The sequence below is a fragment of the Uliginosibacterium silvisoli genome, from assembly GCF_036017035.1.
Taxonomy (GTDB): domain Bacteria; phylum Pseudomonadota; class Gammaproteobacteria; order Burkholderiales; family Rhodocyclaceae; genus Viridibacterium; species Viridibacterium silvisoli.
In genome coordinates, this window is sequence record NZ_JAYXHS010000001.1 from 1,908,958 (window position 1) to 1,926,053 (window position 17,096).

A 17,096-nucleotide genomic window follows, 5' to 3' on the forward strand; every position below is an offset into this window, starting at 1 on the left:
ATTGCCCCAGGCTGGCGTTCAGTCATCAAATCTGAGAAGAAATCCGGAGAAGGAATTGAGCCAGTCAGCGCATGACACCTCCCCACCGCCCGCAGTGAGTTTCTGGCAGGCCTTCCTGTTCTGGCTCAAGCTCGGCTTCATCAGCTTCGGCGGCCCGGCCGGGCAGATTTCCATCATGCATCAGGAGCTGGTCGAGAACCGCCGCTGGATCAGCGAGAAGCGCTTCCTGCACGCCCTCAACTACTGCATGGTCTTGCCCGGTCCCGAGGCCCAGCAACTCGCCACCTACATCGGCTGGCTGATGCATCGCAGCTGGGGCGGCATCGTCGCCGGTGCGTTGTTCGTGCTGCCCTCGCTGCTGATCCTCATCGTGCTGTCGTGGGTCTATATCGCCTTCGGTGAGGTGCCGGTGGTGGCGGGTCTTTTCTATGGCATCAAGCCGGCGGTGACGGCCATCGTCTTGCAGGCCGCGCATCGCATCGGCGGGCGCGCACTGAAGAACAATGTGTTGTGGGCGATCGCGGCGGCATCCTTCGTGGCGATCTTTGCGCTCGATGTGCCTTTCCCGCTCATCGTGCTCGGCGCAGGGCTCATCGGCTACCTTGGCGGGCGTACCCGCCCCGAATTCTTCAAGGCCGGCGGCGGCCATGGCAAGGCGGAAAAATCCTTCGGCCGTGCGCTCATCGACGACGACACGCCAACGCCCGCTCACGCACGCTTCTCGTGGTCCGGCCTGGCCCGCATCGTGGTGGTTGGCGCGCTGCTGTGGCTCATACCGATGGCATTGCTCACGCTTTCCTACGGCTGGCCGCACACCTTCACGCAACTCGGCTGGTTCTTTACCAAGGCCGCGCTGCTGACCTTTGGCGGGGCTTACGCGGTGCTGCCCTATGTCTATCAAGGCGCAGTGACTCACTACAACTGGCTCACGCCAACGCAGATGATAGATGGCCTCGCGCTCGGCGAGACCACGCCGGGCCCGCTCATCATGGTGGTGGCTTTCGTCGGTTTTGTCGGTGGCTACCAGAGCCCGCAACTCAGCGCGCTGTTCGGTGCGGACCACCTCTTTCTCGCCGGCGCGGCAGCGGCCACGCTGGTGACCTGGTTCACCTTCCTGCCCTCGTTCCTGTTCATCCTCGCGGGCGGGCCGCTGGTGGAGTCCACGCACAACGATCTCAAATTCACAGCACCACTGACGGCCATTACCGCCGCAGTGGTCGGCGTGATCCTCAACCTTGCGCTGTTCTTCGGCTACCACGTGCTGTGGCCAAAGGGCTTTGCCGGAGCATTCGACTGGATCGCGGCGCTCATCGCACTCGCAGCAGCCATTGCCTTGTTCAGGTTCAAACGCAATGTCATACACGTGATTCTGGCGTGCGCGGTGATCGGCCTGTCGGTCAAGTTGCTGCACGGCTGAAGCCGGAAGGGGAGAGGCGGTTCCGCAGCATTTGACGCAGATCAGCAGTCTGCGATTTTTCCCGTCCCTTTCGCGTGCCAACCCGGCATTGCGCAAGGAAGCAGCCCGTCCGCATGACTAGCATGCATGGCACACCGGATAGCGGAGAGCCAGACCATGAACGTGCAGAACGTGTTGAGCAAACTCGACAGCCATTTCCTGAAAAAGGAATACGGACAGATCGAAACGCTGTTGCTTGTGAATCTCGGGCAGGCCTTTGCCGAACGCGACAATGGCTCAGCCCTCACGCTGCTCAACGAGTTGTTGAGCTACTACCGCAGCGTGAGCCGGGTGGAAGAGAGTCTGTCTGTCGCCAGCAAGGCGATCAAGCTGATGGACGAGATGGGTTTGCGCGGCACGCTGCACTACGCAACCACGTTGCTGAACATCGCCACCGCCTATCGCGCGGCGGGCAAGGCCGTCACGGCGGTCGACATGTATGAACAAGTCTCGAACATCTACCGGGAAGAGCGCGTCGATGATCCGCATCTGCTCGCCAGCCTGTACAACAACCTGAGCCTTGCCTGGCAGGCGCTGAACGACCACACCAAGGCCATCAAGTACCTGCAGATGGCCCTGGTGCTGGTGGAGGGCTCGCAGGGAGAAGCCGAGCAGGCGGTGACCTACACGAATCTCGCGCTCTCGAAGATGCGTTGCGGTCGTCTAGCCGAGGCGCGCAGCGATCTCGACGACGCCGTGCGCTTGTTCAAGCGGCAGAAGAGCGTCAGCGCGCACTACGGCGCCGCCCTCGCTGCGCTGGGTGAGCTGTGCTATCGCGAGGGCAATCTGCACGAGGCGATCAGTTGCTACGAGCGCGCCCTGGAGCAGATCGAGTTGCGCTATGGCAGGAATGCGCAATACGCCGTGACGCTGGAGAGCCTCGCCGTGGTCTATGAGGATGTAGACGCGGTCTACGGCTCGACCTTGCAGGCCGAGGCAGCGCGCGTGCGCGGTGCGTTGCACTGAGGGTAGAGGCTGCCATGAAGGGCCTGATGCTCGCCCGCCAGTATCATGACCATTGCATCGACGCATTGCTTGCGCCTTACGCAGGCTATCGCCAGCGTATCGCCACAGGCCTCGTCGGGCCGGGCTCGGAGTGTTTTGGTTTCGATGACGAGTTCTCGCGCGATCACGACTTCGGCCCCGGCTTCTGTATCTGGCTTGCCGACGAGGACCATGCCGTCATCGGGCCCGCATTGCAGGCCGGCTATGACCGACTGCCCAAGAGCTTTGCCGGCAGCATGCCACGCCGTGCCACGCCGCGCAGCGACCAGCGCGTGGGAGTCTTCTCCATCTCCGCTTTCTACACGCGCTTTCTCGGTGCTCCCGAGTTGCCGGTCAGCGATGCGGACTGGTTGCAGATTCCGGAGGAGCGGCTTGCCACCGCTGTGAATGGCGCCGTCTTCAGCGATCCGCTCGGCGGATTCAGCCATATCCGCAGCTGCTTGCAGGGCTATTACCCGGAGACAGTAAGGCGTCGAAAAATTGCAAACGCCGTCGCCAGCATGGCGCAGAGCGGTCAATACAATCTGCCGCGTTCGCTACAGCGTGGCGAGACGAGCGCGGCGTTCCTTGCGCAGGCCGAATTCATCCGCAGTACCTGCCAGCTGGTGCATGCACTCAACGGCTGTTACACGCCGTTCTACAAGTGGCTGCATCGCAGTACCCAGCACATGCCTCTACTCGCCAACATGCATGCGCGCCTCGATCGCTTGAGCCACACGCTGCCGCTGGCCAGCCAGCGCATGGTCGAGAAGATATGCGACGAGGCGCTGCAGACACTCATCAGGTTCGGCTACACCTTTCCCGGTGATGCTTTCCTCGAAGCGCACGTCGACAACATTCTCGGTGCAGCACTCCCGACGATGGCTCGCGTGGCAACACGTCCCTACGACCTGCAGGCTCAGCCCACATGACAATCATCGAAGAAATCATCGCCATGGAATGGCGCGCCTTCCGCCTGGTGCGCAATGAAGGTGGGCGTGCCAGTTGCCAGGACGACTACGCCACCTTCGAGATCATGCGCAAGAGCCAGTTCCTGTGCTGGGACCCGCAAACCCTCGTCAGCTATTGCGCGGATCTCGATGTTGCGCAGCGCTCCGGCCGCAACCTCGTGCAGGAGAAATACGCGCGCATGATGGCCTCCACCGCGCCGGAGCGTTACGCCACCTTCGCGCACACGCTACCTCAGCTCAGCGACTGGCAGCGCGGCGCCATCAAGACCATCGTTGCGCAACAAGTTGCCTGGCGCGAGGACTTCGCCGCGGAATACCCCGCGCTGTCGAGTCAGGCGCGGCTGATCCGCACGGAGCAGGACACGCCGACGGGCACTTCCTTTGAGACCTATCTGCGCGGCGAGCTGGGCACCTATTCGGCAGCCACGCTGCTGGCGTACGAGCAGATGATCGCGCTATGGGCGCTGCGCCACAGGAATATGACCACCGCCGCCATGAATCACACGGCCGTTCTCTATGGCTACAAGGACGTGGCTGACGCAGAGCGCAAACTACAGAACATGCAGGCTGCATGAGTCTGCGTGTGCTGCCCTTGCACCCGCATCGGGCAGGGCGTCGAGGATTTCAGCACGCTCGTATCGAGCGGTTTCAGCGTGCTGAAGGCTGGCCACCTATCTCTGCGCGCCTGACCCTGGTCAGCGAGTTGAATGCCTTGCGGTAAGACCAGGTCACCAGCTCGGCGAGATAGTCGGCGGGAAACCTGTGAACTTCCACGACCGTCACCCAGTGGAAACGCCCCATGTAGCGCGCCGGCTTCACACCCGGCACGTCGGTCAGCTCGACGAAGCGCTCCGGTGTCACGCGAAAACTGAAGCGCCACTTCTCGGGCTCGCTGGTCTTGAAATACGCGAAGTTCTTGCCGCCCACCGAATAGACCAGAACGTTCGAAGGCGCACCCATCAGGGTCTCGATCGCGCCCGGGAAATTCCTGCAGAGCACTTCCAGTTCGGTGCGGGTCATGACGGCCTCAGAGAAGGTGTGCCTGCACGGCCCGGGCTCCCGGCGTCAGCGCCGGCAGGTTGGTGCGGGCACTTCCGGGCAATTGCTTGCGCCCGACCGCAGGTTGCCGTTGGGCAGACGATAGCGACTGAAGCAGGCTGTGCTCGAAGCATATATGTCCCATTGCCTCTGGCAGTCGGAGGCATTGCCTGCTGTCTTGTTGTCGTTCTTGATCGAAGAGGATTTCGGCGTGGCCTCCAGTCGATCCACCTCACGCTGGTCCTGGGCGCGCCTGCGCTGAGCCGCGGACTGATCCAGCGACGTGGGGTTGGTATTGATGACGTCGGCCTTCTTCGACTTCTCGGCGTACTTCTCCGGAACCACGTCGCCGTACTGCGTCACGCCGCGCTCATCCACCCACTTGTAAACAGCGCCTGCAGCGCTTCCGGTTGCAATGCTCATGGCACAGGCCAGTGCCAGGTATCGGGTCTTCATTCTTGGTTATATCCACTCTCGGGGTCAGAACATCCGGCAGTGCCGGCCCGAGACGGATTATGCCCTTGTTATGCCGGCTGGTTGTGGTGCGGACCCATGCGCGGGGTGATCCTGCTCAGCTCGCAGATACGAGAAGTTCCGGCCGCGCGAGCCTGAGCCCTTCGTACACCTTCAGCGCCGCATAGGCGTCGTTGGCGGCGTAGAGCAGTTGCGCAGGCGAGAGCTCGCGCAGCGACCAGTTGGTGGTCGTGATCGACTTCGATTTGCGGAAGTTCTGGTTGAGCACCAGGCCGATGGCAGCCCGCACGCCCATGTCGCCGCTGTACCCATCCTTGCGGAATGCGGTGTCCAGATCGAGCACGGCATTGAGCCCCGTGCCGAACTTTGCGCGGATCTGGCTGTGATCCGACTTCAGGCCGAAGCCGACCTTGAGTACGTCTGGCGATTGCAGCAGCTCGACGAGGAAGGGGCGCGCTGCCTCGTGATGTACCTGGAATATGAAGGCCTTGTTGGCAATCGCGAACTGCACGACGTGCGGGCCCTTGCTGATGTCGCCGACGTTGAAGGTCGGCTTCGATTCGGTATCGAAACCCGCGACGCCTGCGGTCTTGATCTCGGCAGCCGCCGCAGCGAATTCATCCTGTGTGGCGGGCACGACGACTTGTTCCAACGTAAGGCCCGGAAAGGGTTCAAGCAGGGCGGTGACTTCTTTCGAGGGGCCTTTCTTTTTCATTCTTGTGCTCTCTTGACTAAGAAGCCAAGGCTATCGCTAGAAAGAAGATCTCGCAATTCGCGATCGTTTCGGATGTGAAACAGTTTCTTGCCTTGCGACCGGCACGCTGCAAGGATCTTCGGCCGAACATTCTTTGGAAATCGCCAGATGATTTTCACTAGCGTCGGAACGATGAGGATTTCCGGACAACGCTCAGGCAAGCCTGGGCGAGAACGGAACAGATAAGGCAGGTTGCGACAAAGCACACGCCAGAAGCATCTGCGCCGCGAATAGTCGAGGAAGATGACGGTGTCAGCAGCGTCCAGCAAGAGGTCGGAAACGCCGTCCACGATCCAGGCTGAGCCTGCTGCGATTGCTTGTTCCTGTGCGAGTCGTTCTGCGCGCGGCGTACGACCCCAGCCCGCTTGCCACACCACCTTGTCGAGTCCCGTGTTGGGCAACCCGGTATTCGCCGCAAGCGATGCAGTCAGCGTGCTCTTGCCGGAGCCTGCGTTGCCAATGACGAGTATGCGATGCACGGATAGAGAGTCTGCAGACGATAAATGCGAGGTGCGTGTGTCCGTCGCTGGTCGCAGCAGCTTATACAGACTTTTTCTTGCGTGCGAAGAGTGCGAACGCCTCTCCTACGATGCCGCGCCTGAACGCCATCACGCACACCACAAAAATCACGCCGATGATCACACTGACCCACGAGCCGACCTTGTCGGCGAGGGTGTCCTGCAGTGCGACGACGATGCCTGCGCCGAGGACGGGGCCGAGGAAGGTGCCGACGCCGCCGAGCAGCGTCATGAGGATGACTTCGCCGGACATGGACCAGTGCACGTCCGACAGCGTTGCGAAGCCGAAGACGAGGGTCTTGAGCGAGCCGGCCATGCCGGCCAGCGCGGTGGAGAGCACGAAGGCGAGCAGCTTGTAGCGGGCGACGTCGTAGCCGAGGGAGATGGCGCGCGGTTCGTTCTCGCGGATGGCCTTGAGGATCTGGCCGAAGGGCGAGTGCACGATGCGCCGGATGAGCAGGAAGACGGCGACGAAGAGGGCGAGAACGAAGTAGTACATCGTCGTATCGCTGGCGAGTGGCAGCACGCCGAACAGATTGCCGCGCGGAACGCCCTGCAGGCCGTCTTCGCCGCCCGTGAAGCGCATCTGCAGGCAGACGAAGTAGAGCATCTGCGCGAGTGCCAGCGTGATCATCGCGAAGTAGATGCCTTGCCGGCGTATTGCCATGCCGCCGACGACGAGACCCGATACGGCGGCGAAGGCCATGCCGGCGAGGATGGCCAGCTCCGGCGTGAAGTGCAGGTTCTTGACGAGATAACCGGTGACGTAAGCGGCGGAGCCGAAGTAGGCGGCGTGGCCGAAGGACAGCAGGCCGGTGTAGCCGAGCAGCAGGTTGAAGGCGCAGGCGAAGATGGCGAAGCACAGCAGCTTCATGACGAAGACGGGGTAGAGGCCGAGCAGGGGCGCGAGGAGTGCGACGGCGAGCAAGGCGAGGTAGAGATACTTGGCTTGGCGCATGTTATTCAGTTGCCATCTGGGTCTGCGTGATTGCCCGAAACCGTTCGCACTGAGCGTAGTGAAACGGAGTCGAGGTGTGGGCCCATGCTTCGACTCTGCTCGCTTCGCTCTCTACGCTCAGCACGAACGGTTGTAAGTCGATGTGCCCTCACATCTTCGTCATTCCGGCGAAGGCCGGAATCCAGTGTCTTCGCCGTTTTCCAGCTGTGCTGGATCCCGGCCTTCGCCGGGATGACGAATTCTTGTGAGTTCATCAACATGTCACGCCTCCTTCCCGAACAGCCCTGCGGGGCGCAGCACCAGCACGATGGCCATGATGACGAAGACGACGATGTTGGATGCCTCCGGGTAGATGACACGCGTGAGGCCTTCGATGAGGCCCAGGGCGAGGCCGGTGAGCACCGAGCCGAGGATGGAACCCATGCCGCCGATGACCACTACGGCGAAGACGACGATGATGATGTTGGAGCCCATCAGTGGCGTGACCTGGATGACGGGTGCAGCGAGCACGCCGGCGAGGGCGGCGAGGGCGGCGCCGGCGCCGTAGGTGAGCATCACCATGACCGGCACGTTGATGCCGAAGGACTGCACCATGGGCGCATTCTCAGTCGCGGCGCGCAGGGTGGCGCCGAGGCGTGTGCGCTCGATGACGAACCAGGTGCCGAGGCAGGTGACGAGCGAGGCGAGCACGACCCAGGCGCGGTAGTTGGGCAGGATCATGAAGCCGAGATCGGTGGCGCCCTGCAGTGCGTCCGGTACGTTGTAGGACTGGCCGGAGACGCCGAACTGATCGCGGAAGATGCCTTCGGCGATGAGGGCGAGGCCGAAGGTCAGTAGCAGGCCGTAGAGCGGATCGAGCTTGTAGAGGCGTTTGAGGAACAGGCGCTCGACGACGACACCGAGCGCGCCGATGCTGAGTGGCACGAGTACGAGCGCATACCAGTAGTTGAGGCCGAACTTGTTCATCAGGATCCAGGCGCCGAATGCACCCATCATGTACAGCGCGCCGTGGGCGAAGTTGACGATGCCCAGCAGGCCGAAGATGACGGCGAGACCCAGGCTCAGCATGGCGTAGAAGGAGCCATTGACGAGGCCGATGAGGAGCTGGCCGAGGAGGGCCTGGACGGGGATGTCGAAGGGGTTCATCAATTATTTGTCAGACGCTTGGTGTGTCTTGTGTCGAAATTTGCTCTGTCGTTTTGCTACGTGACCCTCACCCGGCGCTGTCGCGCCACCCTCTCCCGCAAGCGGTAGAGGGGAAGGCAACCAGCTGTCCGGGCCTCACATATCGCGAACTGTCTGCAGTCCCCTCTCCCAGGCGTGGGAGAGGGGGCGCGACAGCGCCGGGTGAGGGCGGAGGCGGCAAGCGGGGTATTGCTTGTTGCAACCCTCTCCACCGACCCATCTCCCGCAAGCGCGAGAGGGGAGCGCAAATCACTTCTTCACAAACGAACAAGTCGACTTCTCCAGCGGCTGGAAGGCCTGCTCGCCCGGCACCTTGGCGATCACCTTGTAGTAGTCCCACGGGTACTTTGACTCTGCCTGCCCCTTCACTTCGAGCAGGTACATCTCGTGGATCATGCGGCCGTCCTGGCGGATGTAGCCGCCCTTGGCGAAGACGTCGTTGATCTTGGCCTTCTTCAGCTCGACCATGACTTTGTCGGCGTCATCCGTGCCGGCGGCCTTCACGGCGTTGAGGTAGGTCAGCGTGGCGGAATAGTCGGCAGCCTGTGCCATCGACGGCATCTTCTTCATCTTCTCGAAGAAGCGCTTGGACCAGGCGCGCGTCTCGGGTGAGGAGTCCCAGTACCAGCCGTCCGTGAGCTGCAGGCCCTGTGTGGCTTGCAGGCCGAGGCTGTGGACGTCGGTGATGAAGACCAGCAGGCCGGCCAGCTTCATGTTCTTGGTGACGCCGAACTCACGTGCTGCCTTGACCGAGTTGATGAAGTCGCCGCCCGCGTTGGCGAGGCCGAGCACCTGCGCTTTCGACGACTGCGCCTGCAGCATGAAGGACGAGAAGTCGGAGGCGGACAGCGGGTGCTTGACCGAGCCCACGACCGTGCCGCCCGCAGCCTTCACGGCAGTAGCGGTATCGGTTTCGAGCGATATGCCGAAGGCGTAGTCCGCAGTGAGGAAGTACCACGACTTGCCGCCGCCCTTGACGATGGCCGCGCCAGTCACGTTGGCGAGCGCTGCCGTGTCGTAGGCGTAGTGCACGGTGTAGGGCGTGCAGTCTTCATTGGTCAGCCGCGTCGAGCCCGCGCCGATGTTGAAGTAAGGGCGTTTCTTTTCGCCAACCACTTTGGCGATGGCAATGCCGGCGCCGGAGTTGGTGCCGCCGATGAGCATGTCCACGCCTTGCTGGTCGATCCACTCGCGCGCCAGCGAGCTGGCGACGTCAGCCTTGTTCTGATGGTCGGCGGAAACAACTTCGATGGGTTTGCCGAGCACCTTGCCGCCGAAGTCGGCGATGGCCATCTTGATCGCTTCCGTGCCGCCGGGCCCGTCGAGGTCAGCGTAGAGGCCGGACATGTCGGTGATGAAGCCGATCTTCACGCTGGTGCCGGAGACCTGCGCCTGGGCTGCGCTCATGCTGAAAGCAAGTGGCAGGGCGGTGGCGAGGGCAAGACTAAGTGCTTTCAGTTTCATGATTGCCTCCTGTGGTGCGCATGGTCGGGTGGCCATGGGGTGGTGCGGAAACGGGTAGGGACGTCAATCAAACAAGACCGTCATTCCCGCGAAAGCGGGAATGACGGAGTGAGGGAGTTTCGTCACCTCACACTCCCAACAACTCATTCAACGTGTTCATGTGCTCTGGCAACTCTGCCTGCGTAAACTCGAGCACCACCTTGCCGTGCTCCATCACATAGAAACGGTCGGCGAGCGGGGCGGCGAAGCGGAAGTTCTGTTCGACCAGCAGGATGGTGTAGCCGGCTTGCTTCAGGGTCCGGATGACCTCGCCGAGCTTCTGCACGATGACGGGCGCGAGCCCCTCGGAGATCTCGTCAAGCAGCAGGAGCCGCGCACCGGTGCGCAGGATGCGCGCGACGGCGAGCATCTGTTGCTCTCCGCCGGACAGGCGTGTGCCGGGGCTCTTCGCACGTTCCCGCAGGTTGGGAAACATGGCGTAGATTTCCTCGACCGACATGGCGTGGCTGTCCTCTGCCTTGCCGAGCCTCGGTGGCAGCATGAGGTTTTCTTCTGCCGTGAGGCTGGCGAAGATGCCGCGCTCTTCGGGGCAGTAGCCGATGCCGAGGCGTGCGACGCGGTGCGATGGCAGATGGATGGTCTCGACACCGCTGACGCTGATCGACCCCTTGCGCGCACCGGTGAGCCCCATCATGGCGCGCAGCGTGGTCGTGCGTCCTGCGCCGTTGCGACCGAGCAGGGTGACGACCTCTCCGTTGCGCACTTCGAGGTTAACGCCGTGCAGGATGTGTGACTCGCCGTACCAGGCGTTGAGTTCCTTGATGCTGACGACATTCTCCGCTGCGCCCATCAGTGTGCTCCCTGCAAGGCCGTGCTCACGCCCGTGCCCATATAGGCCTCGATGACCTGCGGGTCGGCCGAGACTTTGGCGTAGGGGCCTTCAGCAAGAATTGATCCGCGCTGCATGACCGTGATGACGTCGGCGATCGACGAGACGACGCTCATGTTGTGTTCGACCATGAGGATGGTGCGATTGGCGGCGACCTTGCGGATCATTTCCGTTACTCGGTGCACGTCCTCATGGCCCATGCCCTGCGTGGGCTCATCGAGCAGCATCAGCTCCGGGTCCATGGCCAGCGTGGTGGCCAGTTCGAGCGCGCGTTTGCGGCCGTAGGGCAGCTCGACGGTGAGGGACTCAGCGAAGGCGGCGAGGCCCACTTCGTCCAGTAACTGCATCGCACGCTCGTTGAGTTGCACGAGCGTGCTTTCGGGTTTCCAGAAATGAAAGGAGTCGCCACGCTTGCGTTGCAGCGCGACGCGCACATTCTCGAGCACGGTCATGTGCGGGAACACGGCGGAGATCTGGAAGGAGCGCACGATGCCGCGGCGCGCGGTCTGTGCCGGGCGCTCGCCAGTGATGTCGACGCCGTTGAAATAGATGGCGCCCGAGCTGGGCGGAAGGAACTTGGTGAGCAGGTTGAAGATGGTGGTCTTGCCGGCGCCGTTGGGGCCGATCAGCGCGTGGATGCTGCCGCGCCGGACCTTGAGCGAAACACCGTTGACGGCGACGAAACCTTTGAACGCCTTGGTCAGATTCAGGGTTTCAAGGATGGGATCGCTGGTGCTCAAATTCGGGCCCGCCTCTCGCTGCTGACGACGATGCCGTCACTGCGGATGCAGGCCGACGGCAGGTGCAGAGCATCACCCGTGGCGGATTCCATCGCCATAATTGATTACCCGTACAGGGCTGCGTGCGCACGCGTGTGTCGCGTGCTCGGCGCTGATCAGGGCCGGCTGGGCAAGATGGATACCTTGAATATCTTCCACGGGGTGCCGCCCAGCTTGATCTCTTCGACGGGGAGTCCGCCGAAGCCGCGAGAGACGGTTTGCAGATCACAGGCCGCACAGATGTTCAGGATCTCGCGTCCCTGTTTCGTGGCGAGCCTGATCAGCGGAGTGGCTGCGGCCCGGTCGCGTATGGACTGCATCGTGACGACCTGTGCTGAGGGCCCATACAGCGCCTGCTGGTAGTACATGCCCCATTCCGAAAAGTTGAAGACGCTCTCAGTTGCCGCGGCCTCGCTCGACAGGTAGTCAAATACTTCGTCGCGATTTCCACTGTTGCCGGGCTGGAATCCCGAAAAGCTCACGATTGTCACCGCCGAGAGCGCGCCTGCGGCCAGGCCTGCTTTCAGCGTAATGGCCCGGAGGGCGCCCAGTTTCCCGAGGTACAAGGAGAGCAATGGCACCATCATGAAAATGAAATGATGGCCCGCCCACACGGCCTTGTTGTGGAGGAATGCCAGGAAGAGCAAGAGCGCCGACAGTAGCAACATGAAGCTGCGGCGGTCGCGTATCGGGAGTCCTCTTGCGAAGATCGGGAGCCAGAAGAAAACTACGAACAAAGCGGCTGAGCTTGCGAGCGCAATGGAGCCCGGGAGATAGATCCGGTGGGTGTAGGCGACTGGTGACAGGAGATAGGCGCCGGTACGCCCGATCAGGTGGGGAATGTCGTAAAGACGCCCCGAGACCAGCAGCTCCTGATAGTAGAACCGGTCAAGATTGTCGCCAGAGCGCTGGAAGACGATCAGGGATACCCACAGCGTGAGCAGGATCGCCGACGTCGCCAGGGCGGGCCAGTTTCTGGCCACGAAAGTCCTGGGCGAGCTTTCGCAGAATGCCAGGGCGTAGCAGGCCAGGCCCGGTAGCAGCAGTGCGAAGAAAGGCTTGTCCTCGATGGCGAGTGCAATGAACAGCGACACAAGCGCCCCGCACGCGAACTTCGTAGCTGTGCCCGCAGACTCCATGCGTCGGGTCAGTAGTGCGACGCAGCCAAAGGCCAGCAAGGAGAATCTCACCGGCCCGGTGTCGTGGATCATCTGGAAGGTGATGGGAAAGAAGCACAGCAGTGCACATATCCAGCTCGTGTTCAGGCGATGCAGCTTGATGAGGCAGGCGTAGAAGGCCAGTGCGAAAACCAGGCCTAGAAGGTAGTTGGAGTAGATGCTTGGCCATGCCCGGAACACCGGGTAATAGATGGCCGAAGAGAGCATGCCAACGTACTGGTAAGGCCGGGCATAGAGGTAGTGCCACACGGTCTGGGCCGGGAACTGCCCGCAACGCCACTCCACCAGCTCACGCGGCGCGTTTTCATGGACGCCGCACGCGATGGGCATGTAGGGAATGAACTCGTCCATATTGGGCGGGACGATCAGCATGCTCCAGGCGATCAGCCCGATTGCGCACAGCACGACGAGCGCGCCAAGTCTCGCAGCGTTGGCGTGCAGCCACACGCCGGCGGTGCGCGACCGGTTGCTCTCGTGCCTTTCCAGTGACTGCAGTGTGCGGTCTAGCATGTGTCCGCTCTCGTTAGGATCGTTGCCGGCGTATCGCCGCCATGGGGCAAACAAAGCAGGAACTGCTCCCGTTTACGCCTGGGCTTGCCTGCCTCGTGTGTCGGCACGGCCGCGCCCTCACGTACAAGGGACTGACGAGGGCGCGTCGCAAATGCTCGCACAGAGTTGTTGCAGGATTGCCTTGCGAGGCGGGACCTGCCCGGATGGCTGGGGGCGTGCGGGAGGGGCGTGGAAAGCCCCGGCGACGGGCCCGCCGCCTTGCGACTCAGCTGGCCAGCCGGCCTTCCGTGAATACCAGCAGCTCGCCCGCGCCCATGCGGGTCCATTGCTCGTTGTCGGTGAGTGGCTGGGTGGCAATGACGGCAACCCGGTCGTTGGGGGTGGTGACCTGTGAGAAGTCGACCGTCACATCTGCGTCCGACAGGTGAGCAGTGTTGAACGGCGCCTTGCGCACGATGTAGTAGAGGTTGGTGGCGCAGTGCGCGAACAGGGCCTTGCCGTTGGAGAGCAGGAAGTTGAAGGTGCCGTGCCCGGCGAGTTCTGCGGTCAGCTCACGTACCGCATCGGTAAGTTCCGCCAGCTCAGGTGCGCGCGCGAAGCGGGCGGCGAGCTGGTTGAGCAGCCAGCAGAAGGCCTGCTCGCTGTCGGTGGTGCCGACGCGCTGGAATCTGCAACCCTGCGTGCAGGCAAACGACTCGGGCAGGCTCAGGTTGCCGTTGTGTGCGAACAGCCAGTCCTGCCCCCACAGCTCGCGGCGGAAGGGGTGGGTGTTGGCGAGGCTGACCTTGCCCTGCGTCGCCTTGCGGATGTGGGCGATGACGTTGCGGCTCTTGATCGGGTAGTTGCGCACCAGCTCGGCGACAGGCGAGGTGGCGGAGGGCAGGTAGTCGAGGAAGACGCGGCAGCCATCGTCTTCGAAGAAGGCGATGCCCCAGCCATCGGCATGCTCGTCAGTGAGGCCGCCACGGCGGCGGAAGCCTTCGAACGAGAAGACGATGTCGGTCGGGGTGTTGCAGTTCATGCCGAGCAGTTGGCACATGGCGCGTCTCTTCCAGGCGGATGAACGATTATGTGCTTTTGCGGGATGCCGCAGGTGGCTTGATCAGCCCGTTTGCCAGCGCGGTGCCAAGCAGGACGATAAGCCCGCCGATAAGCATCCACGCGGTGACCTGCTCGCCGAGGAACAGCGTGCCCCACAGCACGCCGAACACCGGGATGAGGAAGGTCACGGTGAGCGTGCGCGCCGGGCCGATCTCGTCGACGAGGCGGAAGAAGATCATGAAGGCCCAGCCGGTGCACACCACGGCCAGGGCGAGAACGGATAGCCAGTCGTGCAGGCCTGGCGTCTGCCGTATGGGGCTGAACAATGCCAGCGGCAGTACGGCGATGGTCGCGGCCCACATGCTGCCGTGGGACTGGTCGAAGGCTGAGATGTCCGTGGCATGTTTGCGCGCGTAGCTGGTGGCGAAGGCGTAGCAGAGTGGTGCGCAGAGTGCCGCAAGGATCGCCAGCCACCAGCCATCGCCATGCGTGCCGGCGCTGGTGCCGACAATCAGCGTGACGCCTGCAAAGCTGATGGCCAGACCGGCAAGGGCCGTGCGTGTCAGCGGTGTGCGCAACCAGACTGCGGCGACGACAGCGCCGAAGATCGGTGCCGTGGCATTGACGATGGAGAGCAGCGAGGCGTTGAGCTTCTGCGCGGCAAAAGCGTAGAGCACGAAGGGCAGGCCGGAGTTGAGCAGGCCCATGATGAAGAAACGACTGATGTTGCCACGCCAGGGCAGGCGCTTCTTCACGAAGTGTGCGACACCGAGCAGGAAGATCGCTGCGATGCCGACGCGCAATACGATCAGCTTGCCGGGGCCAAAGACCGGTACGCCTATGCGCAGGAACAGGAAGGACGCGCCCCAGATGGCGGCGAGCAGGATGAGGCGGGCGAAGCTGGCAAACGGCGTGGCGAGCGGCATGGTGGCCTCTTCAGGAGAGGCGTGCATTGTCGCCGTTCATCAGGGGCGAGGCTAGGGCGGATTGGGCGTGTTGCCCGATGGCCGCCGCATCACTCACCTCAGCGCATCATTTCGTCGAAGAGCGGTTGCATGGCCTCTGCCCAGATGACATAGCCGGCGTGGCTGGGGTGCAACTGATCGGGCATCACCTCGGGCGGGATGAGGCCGTTACGCATGAAGCGCTCGCCGATATCGAGAAAGCGCACGCTCTTGCCATCGTCGAACGCTGCCATCCTGTCGTTGGCCGCGCGGATGATCTGCATGCGGCGTCGGGCGTCGTCAATATTGGCGGGCTCCGTGTTGCGCGGGCCGCGGGGGAAGATGGCCAGCAACAGGACTTTCGTGTCGGGCAGTCGCGTGCGCACGGTGTCGATGACGACGCGGTTCCTTTCAGCAATCTGTGCTCCGCTCAGGTTGCCCGTATCGTTAGTGCCCAGCATCAGGACGACGACCCTGGGGCGGATGTTGTCGAGCTCGCCGTGCGTGATGCGCCATTGCACGTCCTCTATGCGGTCGCCGCCGATGCCGAAATTGGCTGGTCGCCACGCGCCATAGTGGCGTTGCCAGACGTCCGGCGCCTTGCTCCACCCTGCCGTGATCGAGTCTCCCAGGAACAGCACATCGACCGGCCCTTGCATGCCGCGCTCAAGAAAGCGCTGATGGGCCTGTATGAATTGTGGCGCACTCTTGGGTGGGGCCTCCTCGGCCGTGGGCCGGGCAGGCGTGGGAGTGCTCGTGCCGGAGCACGCATTCAGCAGCAACACCGCCGCACCCAGCGTGAGGCGCAGAGCAAGCGAACGAAGACGGGCAAGGGGGGCGAGGTGATTGGGCTGCATATGAGCCTCCGTGGCGGCAGGGATGCATTGTCGCCCGTTTGTGCTGGAGAGGGAGATGAAAAGGAGGGTGTATGGAAAGGGCCGGCGCGCGCGCACTTGCGCACTGCGGGAACCGGGGCCCGTCTTTCGCGCTATCGTGTGCGCCGACTTTGTGGATGACTGGCAGCGGAAGGGCTTTGCATGATCAAGCTGGACGAGGACTGGGGAAACTGGCTGCGGCAGAACATCCAGCAGCGCGCTGCGCCGGATACCATCATCAAGGCGATGGTGGCTGCGGGCTTTGACCCACAGACTGCAACCTACATCGTCGCCAGCCTGATGTCACCCGGCATGCCACCGCCCATGCCACCACCGAAGTCGACCTTCGTGCCGCCCTTCTTCAAGCCGAGCGGCGCGACAGGCGAGTACGTGAACGACGTGGTGAATATCGCTGCAGGCAACTCCATTGATCTAGGTGATCGCGTGGTGGAAGTGGCCATGCGCATCGAGAAGCCCTGCGTGATCCTCTTCAACAACCTGCTGTCGGACGAGGAGTGCGCGCGCGTGATAGAGATGGCGACGCCGCGCATCAAGCCCTCTACCGTCATCGACCCGGTGACGGGCAAGTCGACCGTGACGGGCCATCGCATCAGCGACGGCATGTATTTCCGTCGTGGGGAGAACGACTTCCTCAACATGCTGGAAGAGCGCATCGCGCGCCTGCTGAACGCGCCGAAGGAAAACGGCGAGGGGCTGTCCATCCTGCGTTACCGCGTCGGCGGCGATCAGTACCACCCGCACTACGACTACTTCCCGCCGCAGAACCCGGGCAGCCACAAACGCATGGTCATCGGCGGGCAGCGCGTGAGTACCTTGATTACCTATCTGAGCGACGTGCAGGAAGGCGGCGAGACCTTCTTCCCGAAGGCCGGCATCTCGATCGCGCCGAAGAAGGGCTCTGCGGTTTACTTCCAGTACTGCAATGCCGATGGACAGGTCGACCCGTTGAGCTATCACGGCGGCAAGCCGATTCTCGCGGGCGAGAAATGGATCATGACCAAGTGGATGCGGCAGAGATTCTTCGGGCTGCCGGAGGATGCGCCCAAGGCGTAGACGG

The 17,096-nt window shown here is 62.7% G+C and carries 18 protein-coding genes; 5 read left to right on the plus strand and 13 right to left on the minus strand.

Annotated features, from left to right (window positions below; translation table 11 throughout):
- The first annotated feature begins 55 nt into the window (after positions 1 to 55).
- From chrA to VVD49_RS08680, 4 genes are all read left to right on the plus strand, one after another.
- Complete coding sequence (chrA, locus tag VVD49_RS08665) at positions 56 to 1,417, plus strand: chromate efflux transporter (RefSeq protein WP_327598741.1); 1,362 nt, start codon at positions 56 to 58, stop codon at positions 1,415 to 1,417.
- Between the two features lie 126 nt (positions 1,418 to 1,543).
- Positions 1,544 to 2,422 (plus strand): tetratricopeptide repeat protein, encoded by an 879-nt coding sequence (locus VVD49_RS08670; RefSeq protein ID WP_327598742.1) that lies wholly within the window; start codon positions 1,544 to 1,546, stop codon positions 2,420 to 2,422.
- 14 nt (positions 2,423 to 2,436) lie between these two features.
- Complete coding sequence (locus VVD49_RS08675; protein ID WP_327598743.1) at positions 2,437 to 3,372, plus strand: DUF4037 domain-containing protein; 936 nt, start codon at positions 2,437 to 2,439, stop codon at positions 3,370 to 3,372.
- A complete protein-coding gene (locus VVD49_RS08680) occupies positions 3,369 to 3,986 on the plus strand; it encodes a DUF4125 family protein (protein WP_327598744.1) in 618 nt (205 codons plus the stop codon). Before VVD49_RS08675 ends, VVD49_RS08680 begins: the two co-directional genes overlap by 4 nt.
- A 73-nt stretch (positions 3,987 to 4,059) precedes the next feature.
- Here VVD49_RS08680 and VVD49_RS08685 read toward each other — a convergent pair whose 3' ends face one another.
- From VVD49_RS08685 to VVD49_RS08745, 13 genes are all read right to left on the minus strand, one after another.
- Complete coding sequence (locus VVD49_RS08685) at positions 4,060 to 4,431, minus strand: MmcQ/YjbR family DNA-binding protein (protein WP_327598745.1); 372 nt, start codon at positions 4,429 to 4,431, stop codon at positions 4,060 to 4,062.
- Between the two features lie 45 nt (positions 4,432 to 4,476).
- Positions 4,477 to 4,905, minus strand: coding sequence for a DUF4124 domain-containing protein (locus tag VVD49_RS08690; RefSeq protein WP_327598746.1), 429 nt, complete (start codon positions 4,903 to 4,905; stop codon positions 4,477 to 4,479).
- Positions 4,906 to 5,020: 115 nt separating this feature from the next.
- On the minus strand, positions 5,021 to 5,638 hold the full coding sequence (locus VVD49_RS08695) for a 3'-5' exonuclease (RefSeq protein WP_327598747.1): 618 nt from the start codon (positions 5,636 to 5,638) through the stop codon (positions 5,021 to 5,023).
- Positions 5,635 to 6,156, minus strand: coding sequence for a P-loop NTPase family protein (locus VVD49_RS08700; protein WP_327598748.1), 522 nt, complete (start codon positions 6,154 to 6,156; stop codon positions 5,635 to 5,637). The genes VVD49_RS08695 and VVD49_RS08700 overlap by 4 nt, the downstream gene beginning before the upstream one ends.
- 61 nt (positions 6,157 to 6,217) lie before the next feature.
- Positions 6,218 to 7,153, minus strand: a complete 936-nt coding sequence (locus VVD49_RS08705; protein WP_327598749.1) for a branched-chain amino acid ABC transporter permease — start codon at positions 7,151 to 7,153, stop codon at positions 6,218 to 6,220.
- Positions 7,154 to 7,414: 261 nt separating this feature from the next.
- A complete protein-coding gene (locus VVD49_RS08710; protein WP_327598750.1) occupies positions 7,415 to 8,299 on the minus strand; it encodes a branched-chain amino acid ABC transporter permease in 885 nt (294 codons plus the stop codon).
- A 288-nt stretch (positions 8,300 to 8,587) separates the two neighbouring features.
- Positions 8,588 to 9,802, minus strand: coding sequence for an ABC transporter substrate-binding protein (locus tag VVD49_RS08715; RefSeq protein ID WP_327598751.1), 1,215 nt, complete (start codon positions 9,800 to 9,802; stop codon positions 8,588 to 8,590).
- A gap of 127 nt (positions 9,803 to 9,929) precedes the next feature.
- Entirely contained in the window at positions 9,930 to 10,652 is a 723-nt protein-coding gene (locus VVD49_RS08720) for an ABC transporter ATP-binding protein (RefSeq protein WP_327598752.1), read from the minus strand.
- The gene (locus VVD49_RS08725; protein WP_327598753.1) at positions 10,652 to 11,431 is read right to left on the minus strand and encodes an ABC transporter ATP-binding protein; all 780 of its coding nucleotides are present in this window, start codon (positions 11,429 to 11,431) and stop codon (positions 10,652 to 10,654) included. Before VVD49_RS08725 ends, VVD49_RS08720 begins: the two co-directional genes overlap by 1 nt.
- A 155-nt stretch (positions 11,432 to 11,586) precedes the next feature.
- On the minus strand, positions 11,587 to 13,158 hold the full coding sequence (locus tag VVD49_RS08730) for a hypothetical protein (RefSeq protein WP_327598754.1): 1,572 nt from the start codon (positions 13,156 to 13,158) through the stop codon (positions 11,587 to 11,589).
- A 265-nt stretch (positions 13,159 to 13,423) separates the two neighbouring features.
- Complete coding sequence (locus VVD49_RS08735; protein ID WP_327598755.1) at positions 13,424 to 14,197, minus strand: class II glutamine amidotransferase; 774 nt, start codon at positions 14,195 to 14,197, stop codon at positions 13,424 to 13,426.
- Between the two features lie 28 nt (positions 14,198 to 14,225).
- Positions 14,226 to 15,152 (minus strand): DMT family transporter, encoded by a 927-nt coding sequence (locus VVD49_RS08740; RefSeq protein WP_327598756.1) that lies wholly within the window; start codon positions 15,150 to 15,152, stop codon positions 14,226 to 14,228.
- 71 nt (positions 15,153 to 15,223) lie between these two features.
- Positions 15,224 to 16,000: a GDSL-type esterase/lipase family protein gene (locus tag VVD49_RS08745; protein WP_327598757.1), complete on the minus strand. Its 777-nt coding sequence runs from the start codon at positions 15,998 to 16,000 to the stop codon at positions 15,224 to 15,226.
- Positions 16,001 to 16,180: 180 nt separating this feature from the next.
- Between VVD49_RS08745 and VVD49_RS08750 the strand changes: the two genes are divergently transcribed.
- On the plus strand, positions 16,181 to 17,092 hold the full coding sequence (locus VVD49_RS08750) for a 2OG-Fe(II) oxygenase (protein ID WP_327598758.1): 912 nt from the start codon (positions 16,181 to 16,183) through the stop codon (positions 17,090 to 17,092).
- Positions 17,093 to 17,096: the final 4 nt, after the last annotated feature.